This is a genomic window from Rhodoferax ferrireducens T118, from assembly GCF_000013605.1.
GTDB classification, from domain to species: Bacteria; Pseudomonadota; Gammaproteobacteria; order Burkholderiales; family Burkholderiaceae_C; genus Rhodoferax; species Rhodoferax ferrireducens.
Genome location: NC_007908.1, coordinates 1,705,588 through 1,721,609, shown reverse-complemented (window position 1 = coordinate 1,721,609; position 16,022 = coordinate 1,705,588). Strand labels below are relative to the sequence as shown.

The 16,022-nt window shown below is 59.2% G+C and carries 15 protein-coding genes; 5 read left to right on the top strand and 10 right to left on the bottom strand.

Going from position 1 to position 16,022, the window contains the following annotated elements:
• Positions 1-11: 11 nt before the first annotated feature.
• Together RFER_RS08040 and RFER_RS08035 are read right to left on the bottom strand one after the other, a co-directional pair.
• Positions 12-608: a GNAT family N-acetyltransferase gene (locus tag RFER_RS08040; RefSeq protein WP_041790391.1), complete on the bottom strand. Its 597-nt coding sequence runs from the start codon at positions 606-608 to the stop codon at positions 12-14.
• Between the two features lie 32 nt (positions 609-640).
• Positions 641-1,495 carry an AAA family ATPase gene (locus RFER_RS08035; RefSeq protein WP_011463889.1) on the bottom strand — a complete coding sequence of 285 codons (855 nt, stop codon included), beginning with the start codon at positions 1,493-1,495 and terminating at the stop codon, positions 641-643.
• A gap of 102 nt (positions 1,496-1,597) precedes the next feature.
• Here RFER_RS08035 and RFER_RS08030 point away from each other — a divergent pair, with 102 nt between their 5' ends.
• Positions 1,598-2,263, top strand: coding sequence for a c-type cytochrome (locus RFER_RS08030; RefSeq protein ID WP_011463888.1), 666 nt, complete (start codon positions 1,598-1,600; stop codon positions 2,261-2,263).
• Positions 2,264-2,320: 57 nt separating this feature from the next.
• Here RFER_RS08030 and RFER_RS08025 read toward each other — a convergent pair whose 3' ends face one another.
• Positions 2,321-2,755, bottom strand: coding sequence for a DUF1841 family protein (locus RFER_RS08025; protein ID WP_011463887.1), 435 nt, complete (start codon positions 2,753-2,755; stop codon positions 2,321-2,323).
• 163 nt (positions 2,756-2,918) lie between these two features.
• On the opposite strand from RFER_RS08025, the gene RFER_RS08020 reads away from it, so the two are divergent.
• The gene (locus RFER_RS08020; protein ID WP_011463886.1) at positions 2,919-3,674 is read left to right on the top strand and encodes a sulfite exporter TauE/SafE family protein; all 756 of its coding nucleotides are present in this window, start codon (positions 2,919-2,921) and stop codon (positions 3,672-3,674) included.
• Between the two features lie 111 nt (positions 3,675-3,785).
• Here the strand turns inward: RFER_RS08020 and RFER_RS08015 are convergent, their stop codons facing one another.
• Together RFER_RS08015 and RFER_RS22955 are read right to left on the bottom strand one after the other, a co-directional pair.
• Positions 3,786-5,003 (bottom strand): DUF5666 domain-containing protein, encoded by a 1,218-nt coding sequence (locus RFER_RS08015; protein ID WP_011463885.1) that lies wholly within the window; start codon positions 5,001-5,003, stop codon positions 3,786-3,788.
• Positions 5,000-5,956: a DUF6502 family protein gene (locus RFER_RS22955; protein ID WP_011463884.1), complete on the bottom strand. Its 957-nt coding sequence runs from the start codon at positions 5,954-5,956 to the stop codon at positions 5,000-5,002. The genes RFER_RS08015 and RFER_RS22955 overlap by 4 nt, the downstream gene beginning before the upstream one ends.
• Positions 5,957-6,157: 201 nt before the next feature.
• Here RFER_RS22955 and RFER_RS08005 point away from each other — a divergent pair, with 201 nt between their 5' ends.
• Positions 6,158-7,585 carry a c-type cytochrome gene (locus tag RFER_RS08005; RefSeq protein ID WP_011463883.1) on the top strand — a complete coding sequence of 476 codons (1,428 nt, stop codon included), beginning with the start codon at positions 6,158-6,160 and terminating at the stop codon, positions 7,583-7,585.
• Between the two features lie 197 nt (positions 7,586-7,782).
• On the opposite strand, the gene purH is transcribed toward RFER_RS08005, so the two are convergent.
• The 3 genes from purH to dusB are packed head-to-tail and all read right to left on the bottom strand — an operon-like array spanning position 7,783 to position 10,725.
• Positions 7,783-9,381: a bifunctional phosphoribosylaminoimidazolecarboxamide formyltransferase/IMP cyclohydrolase gene (purH, locus tag RFER_RS08000; RefSeq protein WP_011463882.1), complete on the bottom strand. Its 1,599-nt coding sequence runs from the start codon at positions 9,379-9,381 to the stop codon at positions 7,783-7,785.
• A gap of 58 nt (positions 9,382-9,439) precedes the next feature.
• Positions 9,440-9,676 (bottom strand): helix-turn-helix domain-containing protein, encoded by a 237-nt coding sequence (locus RFER_RS07995; protein WP_011463881.1) that lies wholly within the window; start codon positions 9,674-9,676, stop codon positions 9,440-9,442.
• Positions 9,673-10,725, bottom strand: a complete 1,053-nt coding sequence (dusB, locus tag RFER_RS07990; protein ID WP_011463880.1) for a tRNA dihydrouridine synthase DusB — start codon at positions 10,723-10,725, stop codon at positions 9,673-9,675. The genes RFER_RS07995 and dusB overlap by 4 nt, the downstream gene beginning before the upstream one ends.
• Positions 10,726-10,873: 148 nt before the next feature.
• Between dusB and RFER_RS07985 the strand changes: the two genes are divergently transcribed.
• Positions 10,874-11,344 (top strand): YqaA family protein, encoded by a 471-nt coding sequence (locus RFER_RS07985; RefSeq protein WP_011463879.1) that lies wholly within the window; start codon positions 10,874-10,876, stop codon positions 11,342-11,344.
• Positions 11,345-11,440: 96 nt separating this feature from the next.
• Here the strand turns inward: RFER_RS07985 and ychF are convergent, their stop codons facing one another.
• Positions 11,441-12,532: a redox-regulated ATPase YchF gene (gene ychF, locus RFER_RS07980; RefSeq protein ID WP_041790388.1), complete on the bottom strand. Its 1,092-nt coding sequence runs from the start codon at positions 12,530-12,532 to the stop codon at positions 11,441-11,443.
• Positions 12,533-12,862: 330 nt separating this feature from the next.
• Positions 12,863-14,398, bottom strand: coding sequence for a S53 family peptidase (locus RFER_RS24030; protein WP_011463877.1), 1,536 nt, complete (start codon positions 14,396-14,398; stop codon positions 12,863-12,865).
• Positions 14,399-14,870: 472 nt separating this feature from the next.
• Here RFER_RS24030 and RFER_RS07970 point away from each other — a divergent pair, with 472 nt between their 5' ends.
• A complete protein-coding gene (locus tag RFER_RS07970; protein WP_011463876.1) occupies positions 14,871-15,998 on the top strand; it encodes an FAD-dependent monooxygenase in 1,128 nt (375 codons plus the stop codon).
• Positions 15,999-16,022 lie beyond the last annotated feature (24 nt).

Sequence of the window (16,022 nt, the reverse complement as noted above, 5' to 3'; positions counted from 1 at the left end):
TTCCACAGGCCTCAAACTCGCGGTTTATCCAGCAAATACAGCAACTGCGCCTTGACCTCAGGCCATTCACCACTGCGCAGGCTGTACATCACCGTGTCGCGGATAGTGCCGTCGCGGCGCAACGCGTGGCCGCGAATGACGCCATCTTTTCTGGCGCCCAGGCGCTCAATGGCGGCTTGCGAGGCAAAGTTGAAGTTGTCGGTGCGCCAGCCCACCACCTGGCAGCCCAAGGTCTCAAACGCGTGCGTCAACAGGAGCAACTTGCAGGTGGTGTTGACATGGGTGCGCTGGCTGCTTTTTGAATACCAGGTCCAGCCAATCTCCACGCGCTTAACGGCGGGCACGATGTCGTGGTAGCGGGTAGTACCCAGCACTTTGCCAGTGGCGCCGTTCTGCACACAGAAGGGAAAATGGTTACCCGCCTCACGCATGGCCAGCGCGTTCTCAATATAGGACCGGGTTTGTTCCGGCTCGGGCACGGAAGTAACGCGCAACTGCCACAGCGCGCCATCCGCGGCGGCGGCGCGCAAGCCGCTTTCATGGCTCAGTGCCATCGGCACCAGCTTGACACCGCGTGCCGCCAGGGTGACAGGTTCAACGAATGCCATATTCATCAATCTCTGGTTTTTGGGCTTGTGCTTCAGCGGTTGTGCCGTTGCATAAACACCAGTTTTTCAAACAAACTCACATCCTGCTCGTTCTTCAGCAGTGCGCCCACCAGCGGCGGCACCGCCACTTTGTCGACCGGAGTTTGTAGCACATCGAGGGGAATGTCTTCGGCCAGCAGCAGCTTGAGCCAATCCAGCAACTCGCTGGTGGAAGGCTTCTTTTTCAGGCCCGGCAGGTTGCGCACGTCGTAAAACGTCTTCATGGCGGCACTCAAAAGTTCTTTTTTCAGGCCCGGAAAGTGCACGTCGACAATGTTGCGCATGGTGTCGGCGTCGGGAAACTTGATGTAGTGAAAGAAGCAGCGGCGCAAAAAGGCATCCGGCAGCTCTTTTTCGTTGTTGGAGGTGATGAACACCAGCGGCCGGTTTTTGGCCTGGATCAACTCACGGGTTTCGTAGCAATAGAACTCCATGCGATCAATTTCGCGCAGCAAGTCGTTCGGAAATTCAATGTCCGCCTTGTCAATTTCATCAATCAGCAAGGCCACCGGCTCGTCGGCGGTAAAGGCCTGCCACAACACACCCTTGAGGATGTAGTTGTGGATGTTCTTGACCCGCTCACCGCCGTCCAGGCTGGACAGCTGAGAGTCGCGCAGGCGGCTGACCGCGTCGTATTCATACAGGCCCTGCTGCGCCTTGGTGGTCGACTTGATATGCCACTGCAGCAGCGGCATGTTCAAGGCGCCTGCCACCTCCTCGGCCAGCATGGTTTTGCCGGTGCCGGGCTCACCCTTGACCAGCAGTGGCCGCTTGAGCGTGATGGCCGCATTGACCGACAGCATCAGATCCGGGGTGGCGACGTAGTTTTTGGTTCCGTGGAATTTCATGGTGGTGATTTGATTGGGGGAAACAGCAGTGTCGTAGAAGAAAGTTGACCGATATAATAATTCTCTGATCTATCTCAAACTTTGGTTGATTGTCCCAACAAAATGAATAAATTCCTGTCGCCAATGTCTGTCTTGTTGCTCGCTTGTATCACGGCTACTTCTTCTTACGCACAGGAAATCAAGGGAGATGATAAAGCGGGCGAGAAAAAAATCGCCATGTGCGTCGGCTGCCACGGCATTAAGGGTTACCAATCGAGTTTTCCAGAGGTCTACAAGGTTCCCATGATTTCGGGCCAGGGCGCCAAGTACATTGCGTCGGCTCTCAGTGCCTACAAAAAGGGCGATCGCAAGCATCCCACCATGCGCGGCATTGCCGCTGGCCTGAGTGATCAGGACATCGCCGATGTCGCGGCCTATTATGAAGCGCAGAACAAGATGCCAGCGGCGCCGACCCCGGGCCCAGCCGCCGCAGGCTCGGCCCCAGTCGCAGCGCTGCTGCAAAAAGGCAACTGCGTGTCTTGCCATGGCGTCAATTTCAGCCAACCGATTGACCCCACCTATCCCAAGATTGCCGGCCAGCACGGCGATTATCTGTTTGTGGCGCTCAAATCCTACAAGACCGAAGGCAAGGCGCTATGGGGTCGTGGCAACCCCATCATGGGTGGCGTAGCCAAGCAATTCTCCAATGCGGAACTGAAAGAACTCGCCAACTACGTCAGCTCGCTGCCGGGTGTGCTCCAAACCCTGCCGCAGGCCAAGTTCAAGTAAAGCCCCGCTCGCGTCAAAAAGCCGCTTGGTTCACAAGCGGCTTTTTTTGGGCTGCGGTCAGTCGCGCGTGGCGCGCTGTTGCACGCAGGCAATGTAGGAGGCGCCGTCGGGCGGACGACCGGCGCGCTGGCTCTCCCAAATCATCCGGCCCAAACAGTCCATGACCTCATGATGCGCCAGGTGCAAGGAATCGCGCCGGTGCGTGAGCAACTCCACCGCCTGGCGAATGCCGCGCGGCTGGTCAATGCTGCACTGCTCGCTGATGGACAGGTGCATGGACAAGTGCAGAAACGGATTGTTCTGGCCGGCCTCGGTATCCTGCATGCTGCCCAGGGCAGCGTCCACATCGGCCAACTCGGCGTGGTATTCGGGGTGCTCGTCAATCCACAGGCTTGCTATTGTTTCAATAGCTTCCAGCGCTTGACCTGCCTGGGCCTTGGCATAAATAGTACAAAAAAATTGGCGGACATCCGCTTGCGAAGGTGAAAACATAATGATTGGTATTGTCGCGCCCTGCCGCCTGCTTTGCAGCCGCCTGCAACGGTGTCGCGTGAAAATGCAGGTCTTTGCCCAGTATCCCTGCCACGCGCCAAGCCCTCAGGCAATACCCACGGGGGCTTAGGCCCTCTTTGACGCCGAACAACTGTCTCACTCGATGACATTCCCCATCATCACCGACCCCTATTTCTACGCGGTCACCGTCCCGGCTGTGCTCTTGCTGGGTGTCAGCAAGAGCGGTTTTGGCGCGGGCTTTGGTTCGCTGGCCGTGCCCATCATGGCGCTGGCCGTGAGCGTGCCGCAAGCGGCTGCCATTCTGATGCCGGTGCTGCTGCTGATGGACATTCTGGGCATGGCCGCCTTTCGCAAAGACTTTGATTTGAAGCTGTTGAAGTTTCTGATCCCCTGCGGCCTGGTCGGCATTGTGATCGGGGCGCTTTTGTTCAAGCTGCTTGACCCCCATACCGTGGCCGGCATCGTGGGTCTGTTCACCTTGGGGTTTCTGGCGCAGCGCCTGCTGTTTCCACCTCGGCCCGACAGTGCGCCGCCGCCGAAGTGGCTGGGCGCCCTGCTGTCAGCCACGGCGGGTTTTACCAGTTTTATTGCCCACGCGGGTGGCCCGCCGATCAATGCTTATGTGATTCCGCTGCGCTTGTCGCCTTTGAGGTTCACCGCCACCATGGCCTACTTTTTCTTTGTGATCAACCTGGCCAAATGGGTGCCCTATGCCTGGCTGGGCTTGCTTGACGTGCGCAACATGGCGACCTCATTGGTGTTGCTGCCGATCGCCCCGATCGGCGTGTGGATCGGCGTACATCTGGCCAGGCGCATCAACCCGGTGCTGTTTTACCGCCTGGTCTACCTGGGCATGCTCCTGACCGGCACCAAGTTGGTATGGGATGCGCTGCATTAATTGCTATATAAACGATAGCGAATAAGGCAATAATGACGGGGGCTACAGCCTGTTTTATTGCATAGAAAATCCAAAACGGCCTGGCGACCGCTTTCCCCCTGCCTGCTGCCATCAGTCGTTCACGACTATTTCCAGCTCAGTCACCATCACCACGTCGCCGGCCTTGCTGCCCTTGAGCTTGACCTCAACCCCCTGTTTCAGATCAGCCAGCGTGCCGTGCTCGACCTTGGCAATACCCGAGGCATCACAGCGCTGCCCCCGCACCCAAAATTCCGCCTTGCTGGTAAATACCTCGATCACGCCCTTGAGCTCGACCGTTTGCAGAGTCTGCTCGTTTTCAAGTTCGACTTCGGTGGCTTTGAGCACGCCTGACTGCCAGGTGCCATACACCTCCACCCGAGCTCCCTCTTTGATCTGTGTACTGATGGGGGCAATGGCGCTGGCGTCCACCACGATGTTGCCCAGCATGAAGCCGCTGGCCGTCGGCGTGTCGGTCACGAAGCCTTCAATTTCGACCTCGATCTTGGCCTCGTCGGGCAGTTGGCCAAGCAGCCCGGAGCCCAGCAACTTGGCGTGCGCCACCGCCAGACTGTTACTGGCATCAGACCAGACACCCTGAACCCGCACCAACGATCCGTCAACCAGCGTGTCGGCCATCGAACCCGCGAGCAGCAAGCCGTTGAGTGAGCGCTGCAAGCCCGCCACGTGGACCACGCCGGTGCTGACCATGTCCATGCCCATCGGGCGCACCTCGACATAAGTGGCCGTCCAGCGGGTGCCATCCGCGCCTGCCTGCAGGCCCCACACCGTCACCGCCTGGTTGGGTAGCAGGTCCGACGCCAGAGCAACGCCGTAAAACGAGGTGTCGGGGTTGGTTTGCACCGTCATGCCCGCCACGGAGAACTCGGCAAACTCGGCGACGGAGCCATCCGCACGCTGGGAATTCTGCGTCACGGTCGGTCCTTGCAGCACCGGGCCTTGCGCAATCGACCAGACCTCGATGTGGCTGGCCGTGCCCAGGGTGGGGTCGGCCAGGCGTGTGCCTTGCACAGCGACCACCATGCCCACGCGCAGATTGCTGGATTCAGCCGGTCCACCGTCCATCTGTACCGTGGCCTGCAGATCGTCAAACTTGATACCGTTCACGATCACACTGCCAAAGCCGGAAATAGAACCTTGCGTATAGACAACGCCGGTGCCGCCAGTGCCTGGTGACAGGCTCGCCGTGGTGCTGGTGCTGCCGCCACCGCATCCGCTCACGGCCGACGCTGCCAGCACCAGCCAGTGGCGCCGTGTCAGAGATGAGTCCTGTGGTTGATGTTCGCTCATGGCGAAGGTTTCCTCTTGTATTTGCGAGCCACTTTGATTGCGGGCTTGGCGCCAAGCGGCGCTTCGGGGGCCGTGGCTCCTTGCGCGTCCTGCAAGGCGTCATGAAAATACACGCCGAACCGGATTCTATGTTTGGGCCCGGCATCAGCCTGACTGCGCTGCTCGGCCACTGTGGCGGTCTGCAAAAACTGCCGCAAGCTGCTGGCCCACAAACGCCGCGCCTGCTGCTGCAATTGTCCCGCCTGCTCAGCCGACAGATCCTGCGAAAACGCGCTTTGCTCCAGCATCAAGGGCCCCTGCCGATCAGGGGCCAGGTTGTGCACCGCCGTGGCGAGGTGTTCGCTCACGTTGGCGGCCAGAAAATGAAATGACTCTTGCAGACCCTCGTGCGGCACAAACCCGCTGGTCTTCAAGGCCACATAACCATCCTCACGCAGTTCCACCACCCCCAGACGCACCAGTTCATCGAGCACGGCGCGCGCGCCGACATCACGACTGACTTCGGCCACCAGCGTGGTGAAATCGGGCTCGCCCGCGCCACGGCGTCGGGGCGTGCGCGCCAAGGGGCGAGCCGTCTGGTCGATATTCAAAAACCGGGGCTCGCTGATCCAGCGCGCCACCACCGAAGCCGCCACCGGGACCAAGGGCACCGCCGTGCTGGGACTCACCGGCGCTTCGCGCAGCCGCTTCACATCCTTGCGGTGCACGCCCGTCAATAAAGCGATGCGGCTATCGGAGCTGCCTTTGTCGGCCAGGCCATACGCCGCCGCTGCCTGTTGCACCAGCTCGTTTTTCAGCAATTCCACCATCGATGGCAACTGCAGCCCGTGGTCAATCATCAAGCGCGCCAGTGGCTGCAACACCCGCGCCATCGCTTGCGCCGCCAGCGCCGGCTCAGGCAAGCCGGCAGCGGGCGGCTCAGCGCATGCAGCGGCGGGGCTGAGTTTGTTCATGGGACTGGCGACTTTTTTTCTCACTGGGCGAATTGTGCACGAACAAACATTTACATACAAATTTTGGGGTTTTTTCCCAAATATTCATCCTAAGATTGCTTGACAGGCGTATGAAGACAAATAAAATTAATGGGAAATATTCCCAAAATTGAAAAGAATGTTTTGCCTGCTTCTCGTTTTAACCACCTCTGGAGTCTGACCATGAAAGTTTCTACCCATCAATTCACCCTTGGCTTGATCGCCGCAGCCGTCGTCTCACTCACCGCCTGCGGTGGCGGTGGCGGTGGCACGGCAGGCGTCGGCACCACCCCCGTAACGACCACGGTCATGGATGGACTGATCTACAACGCCCTGGTGTGTGTGGACAGCAACAACGACGGTGTATGTCAGCCCACCGAAGTACAAGGCCGTACGGATGAAACTGGCAAGGTAACGCTCAACATCCCAAGCACCCAATTCGCCACCGCCAAGCTCATTGCCGTGGTCGGCACCGATGCCACTGACATGGATTTCCCGAACGTCAAGGTGCCAGTCGCCTACACATTGAGAACCTCGGCCGGCAAGCACAGCGTCATCAGTCCGTTGACCGACATGGTGCAAACCAAGATGGACCTCGACAGTACCAAGACCTTCGAACAGGCTGAAACCGAGGTCAAAACCGAAAAAGGCCTGGACCTCAGCGTTTCTGTAACCGTTGACTTTGTAGCAAATCGCGACAAAGATAGCGCTTACAAAAAAGCCAGCGACCGGGCGCGTGAGCACGTTCTTGAGATTCAAAAATCAAAGGACGAATTGAGCAAACTCCATTGCGAACACACTGATCAAGAAGACAGTGACGACGACCGCGTTCGCAAGATGCTGGCCACCAACTCGCCCAACGCCTCTTTGGATCTGGAAAACGATGCTGACGTCAAGATGGCTTGCAGCGCCACCAGCAACACCAAATGCGACGATGTCAAGAAAGCCAAGATCAAACCTGTCACGTTGAGCTGCCCGACTCCGACTCCGACTCCGACTCCGACTCCGACTCCGACTCCGACTCCGACTCCGACTCCGACTCCGACTCCGACTCCGACTCCGACTCCGACACCGACACCGACACCGACACCGACACCGACACCGACTCCGACTCCCACGCCGGCAGCGCAAACCATCACTTTCACCTCGCCTGGCAACCAGACCATGGGTATTGCGACACCCGCTCTGAGCGCGACCTCGACGTCGGGCCTGACCGTCACCTTCGCGTCCACCACGCCGTCGGTCTGTACCGTTAGCGGCACCGTCCTGACGCTGGTCGCAGCAGGTTCTTGTACCGTCAGCGCCAACCAGGCTGGCAACACCAGCTTTGCAGCGGCTGCAGAAGTCTTGCGCACCTTCACGGTGGCGGCCGCTCTGCCGCCCGTGGTAGTGGCATCCGCTGCTGCCGGCAAGCTGCTCTATGCAGCCAACAGTTGCGGTAGCTGCCATGGAACACCTCCCAGCAGCATGAAGGTCCTGAATGGCGCGAATTCACCCATCACCATCAGCAACGCCATCAGCAGCGTCGGTAGCATGAGCTCGTACAGCGGAAAATTCAGCGCCCAGAACCTCACCGACCTGGCGGCCTATCTGGCCACCCCCACCATTTGATGAATAGGGGACTCGCAGCCGAAGCCAGGCAGTCAGTCTGACTGTCTGTGTGCAGGCTGCTGAGTCGGTGAGCCAGACACCTGGGTGATGCCAAAGCAGATCTTGTTTGATCTGCGTTGACAAGCCCTGATGAGTCAACAAAAAAGCCGGGCCACTCAATCGTGGCCCGGCTTTTTCTGGGTTCAACGCTGGATGGCTTAGTGCCTGAAATGCCGCACGCCGCTGAACACCATGGCAACACCGCGCTCGTCGGCGGCGTCAATCACTTCCTGGTCGCGCATCGAGCCACCCGGCTGGATGACGCAGGTGGCACCGGCATCAACCACCACGTCCAGTCCGTCGCGGAACGGGAAGAACGCGTCACTGGCCACGGCCGTACCGCTCAGCGACAAGCCGGCGTGCTCGGCCTTGATGCTGGCAATGCGCGCCGAGTCCAGCCGGCTCATCTGCCCTGCCCCCACCCCCATGGTCATGCCGCCTTTGCAGAACACGATGGCGTTGCTTTTGACAAATTTGGCCACGGTCCATGCAAACAGCAGGTCTTGTAATTGCTCGGGTGTCGGTTGCACCTTGGTAACGACTTTCAGGTCCGCCAAGGTCAGCACGTGGTTGTCGGCGCTTTGCAGCAGCAAGCCGGAGCCGACGCGTTTGGACTCGACGGCGTTGCGGCCATTGTCCCAATCGGTGACGCCACCGGGCGGCAAGGCAATCTTCAAGATGCGCACGTTGACCTTCGACTTGAACACCGCCAGCGCTTCAGGTGTGAAGTCAGGGGCCATCAGCACTTCAATGAACTGCTTGGACATCTGTAGCGCTGCGCGTTCGTCCAAGGTGCAGTTGATGGCAATAATGCCGCCAAACGCCGAGGTCGGATCGGTCTGAAACGCCTTGCTGTAGGCCTCCAGCGCATCGGCTCCGACCGCCACGCCGCAGGGGTTGGCGTGCTTCAAGATCACGCAGGCTGCGCCATCTTTGGCGACGTCAAAGCTCTTGACGCATTCCCAAGCGGCATCGGCATCGGCGATGTTGTTGTAGCTCAGCTCCTTGCCCTGCAATTGCACAGCGGTCACCAGGGAGCCGGGCGCCGGGTGCAAGTCGCGGTAAAAGGCGGCGCTTTGGTGCGGGTTTTCACCGTAGCGCAGGTCTTGCAGCTTGACGAAGCAGCTGTTGCTCTGGTCCGGGAACAGCTTGCGGGGTGGCGTGTTGTTGCCCTCTTCGAAATTCAAGGAAGACAAGTAGTCGCTGATGGCGGCGTCATACTGCGCCACGCGGTTGAACGCCGCCACGCTCAGGGCAAACTTGGTGGCTTGCGTCAGCTTGCCGTCCAGCTTGAGTTCGACCAGCACTTGCGCATACTGCGAGGCATCGGTCAGGACGCCCACGTCTTTCCAGTTCTTGGCGGCGCTGCGCACCATGGCCGGGCCGCCGATGTCGATGTTCTCGATCGCATCGTCGAGCGTGCAGCCAGGCTTGGCTACTGTGGCCTCGAACGGGTACAGATTGACCACCAGCAGGTCGATGGTGTCGATCGCATGTGCCTTCAGGGCCGCCATATGTTCGGGCACATCGCGCCGCGCCAGCAGGCCGCCATGCACCTTGGGGTGCAGGGTTTTGACCCGACCGTCGAGCATCTCCGGGAAGCCGGTGACCTCTGCCACTTCAGTCACCGGCAGGCCGGCATCAAACAGCAATTTGGCGGTGCCGCCGGTGGACAGGAGCTTGATGCCCAGCGCGTGCAAGGCTTGGGCGAATTCAACGATGCCGGTTTTGTCCGAGACAGAGATCAGTGCGTTCATAGGTTTTAATAAGTAAGGTGGGAAACAGGTCAGGGCCAGCGGGACGGCCCCAGATGGCTTACTTGATCAGCTTGTGATCGAGCAGTTTTTTACGTAGCGTGTTGCGGTTCAGGCCCAGCCATTGGGCCGCTTTGGACTGGTTGTGATCCGCATGGCGCATCACCACTTCAAGCAGCGGTCGCTCCACCACATTGACCAGCATGTTGTACATGCCGTCGGGTTCGGTGCCACCGAGATCGCGCAGATAACCCTCCAGGTTGCTGCGCACACATTCTTCAATAGGCATATGACTCATCGTGTTGTCTCCATGTGTTTTTCATTCTTTTTCAATACCCCAGGCGGCACGTTCACCGGCAGCCGGTCCATGCGCGCATTCAAAACGTCAAAAAAATCGGCAACCGCTGCGGCCTGCTGGCCACAGTCTTCCATCAAATTCATGCGCGCCCTAAACGCATCACCACCGGGCAGGTTCTTGACGTACCAGCCAATGTGCTTGCGCGCGGTGCGCACACCGAGAAAGTCGCCATACAGCGCGTAATGGTCGTACAAATGGTCGATCAGCAGTTGCTTGACCTCGGCCACCAGAGGCGGCGCGAGATGACTGCCAGTGGCCAAAAAGTGCGCCATTTCCCGAAAGATCCAGGGCCGCCCCTGCGCCGCGCGACCCACCATGACCGCATCGGCCCGGGTCACCGCGAGCACGTGGCGGGCTTGCTCGGGCGAGTCAATGTCGCCATTGGCCACCACCGGCACTTTGATCGCCGCCTTGACCGCGGCAATGGTGTCGTACTCGGCCGTCCCGCTGTAACCCTGTTCCCGCGTGCGGCCGTGCACCGTGATCATCTGCACACCGGCGCCCTCAGCCGCGCGCGCCAGCGCCACCGCGTTTTTGTGCGACTGACACCAGCCGGTGCGCATTTTGAGCGTGACCGGCACCCCGCGTGGCGTGCAGACTGCTACCACGGCCTCAATGATGGACAGCGCCAGCGGCTCGTTTTGCATCAGGGCCGAACCGGCCCACTTGCTGCAGACTTTTTTGGCCGGGCAACCCATGTTGATGTCAATGATCTGGGCGCCGCAGTCGATGTTGTAGGCAGCGGCCTGCGCCATCATGGCGGCTTCTGTGCCGGCGATTTGCACCGCAATCGGACCGGCTTCACCGTCATGGTTGGCACGCCGCGCGGTTTGCGGCGTGTGCCACAAATCGGGTCGGCTGGTGAGCATCTCGCTGACCGCATAGCCCGCCCCCAGCCGTCGGCACAACTGACGAAAGGGTCGGTCTGTCACCCCAGCCATGGGGGCGACAAAGAACCGATTGGGCAATAAATACGGGCCAATGTTCATCTGAACAAATTGCAGTCGATTGGGAAGAATGTGGTGTTGGAATCTGCGGTGGCAGGACACCGCTGGTTTATTCTAACTGCCCAATATTTCAGCAATTGAAACGCCAGCCAGAATCGCCGCCCAGACGCAAACCTATACTCACGCACCCATGCACGCCTGGCTCGAAACACTCATCACCCTACTGGCACTGCCGCAATTTGGCCTCAGCACCGTGTTTGTGGTGTCGTTCATTTCTGCCACCTTGCTGCCGCTGGGCTCCGAACCGGTGGTGTTTGGGCTGGTCCAACTTTCTCCCCATCTGTTTTGGCCCACGATTGCCGTGGCCACCGTTGGCAACACCCTGGGCGGTATGGTGACCTGGGCCATGGGGCTGGCGTCCCACCAGGTGGTTGACAAATACGGGCACTCCAACCACCACCTGCGCGCGCTGGACTGGTTGCAGCGGCTCGGCCCCAAAGCCTGCCTGCTGGCATGGCTCCCCGTGGTGGGCGACCCGCTGTGTGCCGTGGCCGGCTGGATCAAGTTGCCCTTCTGGCCTTGCGTGGCCTACATGGCCATTGGCAAGCTGGCCCGCTACACCCTGATGACGGCGGGACTCATCGGGCTGTTTGGCGCCTAGCGCCGCCGCAACACACTCAGGATGCTACTATTTATATAGCTAATCAAGCATATTCCACGATGGCTAGAGCCATATTTCTTATAAATCAGGGCGCCATCAGGAACTGAACAGGAAGTTCATCAAATCGCCATCCTTGACGACGTATTCCTTGCCCTCGCTGCGCATCTTGCCCGCATCCTTGGCCCCCTGCTCACCTTTGAACGCAATGAAGTCTTCATAGGCAATGGTCTGGGCGCGGATGTAGCCCTTCTCAAAATCGGTATGGATCACGCCTGCCGCTTGCGGACCGGTGTCGCCCACATGGATGGTCCAGGCCCGCACTTCTTTCACGCCGGCCGTGAAGTAGGTTTGCAGGCCCAGCAACTTGTAGGCCGCGACGACCAGGCGGTTCAGGCCCGGCTCGGTCTGACCGATTTCGGCCAGGAACATTTTTTTATCCTCCTCCTCCATGTCGGCCATCTCGGCTTCCATCTTGGCGCAAATCGCCACCACCGGTGCGTTTTGTGCGGTGGCATAAGCCGTCAAGCGGTCCAGGTAGGGATTGTTCTCGAAACCGTCTTCGGCCACGTTGGCCACAAACATGGCAGGCTTGGCAGTGATCAGGAAAAATTGTTTCAGGAGCGGCAACTCTTCCTTGCTGAAGTCCAGTGTGCGCACCGGTTTGGCTTCGTTCAAGGCGGCCTGGCACTTCTCCAGAATCGCCACCAGTTTGATCGACTCCTTGTCGCCCGAGCGCGCCACCTTGGTGACACGGTGCAGGGCTTTTTCAACCGCCTGCAGGTCCGCCAGGCACAACTCGGTCTGAATCACCTCCATATCGGAGATCGGGTCCACCTTGCCAGCGACGTGAATGACGTTGGCGTCTTCAAAACAGCGCACCACGTTGATGATGGCGTCGGTCTCGCGGATGTGGGCCAGAAACTTGTTGCCCAGACCCTCGCCCGTGCTGGCGCCGGCCACCAGACCGGCAATATCGACAAACTCGACAATGGCCCGTTGCACCCGTTGCGGCTTGACGATGGCTGACAACGCATCAAGCCGTGGATCGGGCACTTCGACGATGCCCACATTGGGCTCAATCGTGCAAAAAGGGTAGTTTTCGGCCGCGATGCCGGCCTTGGTCAGGGCGTTGAACAAGGTCGATTTACCGACGTTGGGCAAGCCCACGATGCCACATTTCATAAAAATCCTTATAAATCAATACCCCAACTGCACCATCGACCCCCATGTGGGCGTCGCCTGCGTGCCCGAAATGCGCAGGCCAGTTGGAAAAGAGAGGTCAAAACGAACCGCCCCAAGCGCTAGGCGCCTGCAGTTCTTTGTCCTCGTTTAGCTTTGGAAAGTTGATGCCGATTGTAATGATCAGCGAATCCCTGCTGCAAAGGGCGACGGCATTAGACGGACGCATCCTGCGGGATCGGGTGCTGAGACGGTGGCGGCGGCCGCGTATCAACCCTGCCATGGCCGAGATGAAGTTGACCCTATTTCACGTACATCCTCAGGTCTTGCTCCCGTACATCAAGGGTTATTGCTGAGATACGCAAGCAAGTTACTTGCAAGGATTGAACCAAGGCCGGTGGGAGTGTCGTAGCCAGCGCTTGCATAACAGCTGATGCATGTACCGTTCGCACCCAAAGTGATGTCGTAGAAATCGCTAGTCGAAACAAGAGGGTAAAGCCTGGCATGGGGGGCACTGAGAGTGCCATAGCCGTAAACTGCGCGGTTGGCGTTTGCCACAGTCACTGCTGCCGCCCACATGGGAGTCGCCAGACTTGTGCCACCGAACGCATACCAGCTTGTCTGCGTAGTTGCCGGAGCTGTAAACGCCACATAGACACCGGTGTAGGGGTCGGCATCCATCGCCACGTCACCAGCCGCACGCTTCGGCACGCTGGGCTCACCTGGAATCCTTAAGCCGGTCTGGTAGGCCGGCATGGCGACGTATGCGCTGATGCCGCCACCCGTGCCAGACCAAGTCTTTTCCGAACGCGATGATGACGTGTAGCTGAGCGAAGTACCCCCAACACCCACCACGGTGGGGACCACCGCAGGCCAGTTAACCGCTGTACCAGCATCGCCCGTTGCCGCAAAGTACGACATGCCATTGGTCGAGAACAAGGATGTGGAATATGTCGACTGATTTACCCAGGAGCCCTCCGCAGCCGCGAAGCTCATAGACACGGCGCCAGCACCGAACCTGTTGGCCAATATGACGGCCCCATCCAAAGCCGTCAGAGAGGCGCTGCCCGCCTCAATCAGAACAATACGCGCCAGAGGCGCTATCGCATGCGCCCACTGAGTGTCCAGTGCGATTTCTTCTGCCCAACCGGCGTTGTAGGCAGGGGCCGTACTTGTCATTGCCCCGCTTGACGTCGAATACAGTACCGAAATCGCGCAGGAAGTCTTTGATGCAGCAGGTAGGCTGGTGCTGCCAGTCGGAATAGCCACTTGCGTGCAGGTCGGCAAGCCAAATTTCGTGCTGAAGGTATTCAAATCCTTCACCACGTTGGGATGGTTGTAGGCATCAACAATGTAGATGGTCTGACCAGCACCCAAATTGGCGGCGGTGGCTCCGGATGTCAAAGGTAAGTTGTAGGCTGCTCGAATCTGAGCAGGCGTGTAAACCACAGATGTCGTGCCAGTCGCCGCCGGCGTAGCGACCCCATCCGATCCGGATGATGGGGTTTGGGAGCGCCTTTCAGAACGGTATTTTTCCGCCCCCTCGTCCGTCAACCCACGGGTACTCAAACCGGAAAACTCCGACGGAGTTCTCACAAGGTCCGGTGCGTGGTAGGCCGACATGCCGCGCCCATCGCTATCCGTATTCGACGGTTCAGAAGCCGCTACGGGCATGCGGTGGAAAGCAGGCTGGGCTTCGACGGTGGCGGCATGAGATGCTGCCGCCAGCATCACACTCGGCGGTGTCGGGGCTGCATCGGCCGTACTGATGTCAGAGCCGCCGCCACAGGCTGACAGTGTCGCAACCAGACAAAGACACAACGCGGGAAGAACGAGCCGTTTTGGTTGGTGTAAGCTGGTCTGGTCTGCGTTCATAGATCACCTTTTGTTTGCCAGTGGCTGTCAACGTACAAAGAGCGGGCGAGGATACGATAACAATCAGATCCGAAGTCGAAGAATTGTAATTTTCTGTTTCGGATTGCGGAAAACTGGGGCGACATCTCACTGTCCGAGCGATTGAATCCTGCGCTGTATAAACCCCCGATAGGCGCAACTGAAGATCGTGACGATTTGATTCCAGCGAATCTCTATCCTGGTGCCGCAATTTTTCCTTGACTCTCCTCTGATGAGCTGCACTCGTTAATGATTCTGTCAGCGGTTTTTTTGTCCTGATTTGGTGATCTGGTTTTTAAGAACACTCGAAGGTCCTTGAAGCCACTGGCTTTTTTTAAATCGCCTGCTTGGTTCGGGACAGCGCTGGTTCGCGCAGCAACACGGCGGCCTTTCCGCAATCCCCTAAACAACAGGCCTTCAGTTGTATTCGATACCCGCCTTCTACAATGTATCCATGACTCAACCCTTTGATATTTGCATCCGCGGCGACGGCATTGTGGGCCGAACGCTGGCGCTGTTGCTGGCACGCGAACGGCTTCGCGTGGGTCTGGTGGCGAGGCCCGCAGCGATGAGCCCGAATGCCGCGACGACCGCCCCGGACGTGCGCGCCTACGCTTTGAATGCCAAATCCCGTGCCCTGCTGGAATCGCTGCGCTGCTGGCCCGATGCCCGGCACGCGACCGAAGTACTGGCCATGCGGGTTTTGGGCGATGACGGCGGCGAAGTCAATTTTTCAGCGCAGGAACTCAAGGTCCAGGGACTGACTTGGATTGTGGATGTGCCGGTGCTGGAGGCGCAACTGGCGGCGGCGGTGCGGTTTCAGCCGCAAATCGAGTTACTGGACGCGCCGCAACCCGCCAGCCTGACGGTGATCTGTGAAGGCAAGGCCAGCCGGACGCGCGCCGAGTTCGGCATTGAATTTGAGGTCGCCCGCTACCCGCAAACGGCGATTGCAGCACGCCTGGCTTGCGAAGCGCCACATGGCCAAACAGCACGCCAGTGGTTTACGCAAGGTGAAATCCTGGCTTTTTTGCCAATCGACGGTCCACAGGGGAACTCTGTCGCCATTGTCTGGTCTGTCCTTGACGGCCGGGTTGATGCATTATTGGGAGCAAGCCCGGTTGAGTTTTGTCGGCAGCTCCAAGTCGCCAGCTACGGTTGCCTGGGCCAACTCCAGTTGACCAGTGAGCGCTGCGCCTGGCCACTGCAGTCGGCGCGCGCCGAGCGCTGGGTGGGAATCCACGAGGGCAAGGCTTGGGCCTTGGCGGGTGACGCCGCCCATAACGTGCATCCGCTGGCCGGGCAGGGTTTGAACTTGGGTTTGTCAGACGTGGCCGCCTTGGCCCAAACAATACACGAGCGTGAATACTGGCGCAGTGTGGGTGATGAGAAGCTGCTGCGGCGCTACGAGCGAGCGCGCAAGGCTGAAGTGCTGACCATGGGTGCCACCATGGATGGTCTGCAGCGGCTGTTTTCAAACAGCAGTGCCGTGTTCCAGGCGGCGCGCAACTTGGGCATGAATGGCTTTGAGCGCAGCGGCCCCGTCAAGCAGTGGGTGGCGCGCCAGGCGATGGGTTTTTAATGAATGAACGCATGAATGGACAAG

Excerpts from the sequence above, each read along its gene's own strand:
- RFER_RS08040 (WP_041790391.1), bottom strand. The coding sequence starts at position 608 with ATGGCATTCGTTGAACCTGTCACCCTGGCGGCACGCGGTGTCAAGCTG.
- RFER_RS08035 (WP_011463889.1), bottom strand. The coding sequence starts at position 1,495 with ATGAAATTCCACGGAACCAAAAACTACGTCGCCACCCCGGATCTGATG.
- RFER_RS08030 (WP_011463888.1), top strand. The coding sequence starts at position 1,598 with ATGAATAAATTCCTGTCGCCAATGTCTGTCTTGTTGCTCGCTTGTATC.
- RFER_RS08025 (WP_011463887.1), bottom strand. The coding sequence starts at position 2,755 with ATGTTTTCACCTTCGCAAGCGGATGTCCGCCAATTTTTTTGTACTATT.
- RFER_RS08020 (WP_011463886.1), top strand. The coding sequence starts at position 2,919 with ATGACATTCCCCATCATCACCGACCCCTATTTCTACGCGGTCACCGTC.
- RFER_RS08015 (WP_011463885.1), bottom strand. The coding sequence starts at position 5,003 with ATGAGCGAACATCAACCACAGGACTCATCTCTGACACGGCGCCACTGG.
- RFER_RS22955 (WP_011463884.1), bottom strand. The coding sequence starts at position 5,956 with ATGAACAAACTCAGCCCCGCCGCTGCATGCGCTGAGCCGCCCGCTGCC.
- RFER_RS08005 (WP_011463883.1), top strand. The coding sequence starts at position 6,158 with ATGAAAGTTTCTACCCATCAATTCACCCTTGGCTTGATCGCCGCAGCC.
- purH (WP_011463882.1), bottom strand. The coding sequence starts at position 9,381 with ATGAACGCACTGATCTCTGTCTCGGACAAAACCGGCATCGTTGAATTC.
- RFER_RS07995 (WP_011463881.1), bottom strand. The coding sequence starts at position 9,676 with ATGAGTCATATGCCTATTGAAGAATGTGTGCGCAGCAACCTGGAGGGT.
- dusB (WP_011463880.1), bottom strand. The coding sequence starts at position 10,725 with ATGAACATTGGCCCGTATTTATTGCCCAATCGGTTCTTTGTCGCCCCC.
- RFER_RS07985 (WP_011463879.1), top strand. The coding sequence starts at position 10,874 with ATGCACGCCTGGCTCGAAACACTCATCACCCTACTGGCACTGCCGCAA.
- RFER_RS24030 (WP_011463877.1), bottom strand. The coding sequence starts at position 14,398 with ATGAACGCAGACCAGACCAGCTTACACCAACCAAAACGGCTCGTTCTT.
- RFER_RS07970 (WP_011463876.1), top strand. The coding sequence starts at position 14,871 with ATGACTCAACCCTTTGATATTTGCATCCGCGGCGACGGCATTGTGGGC.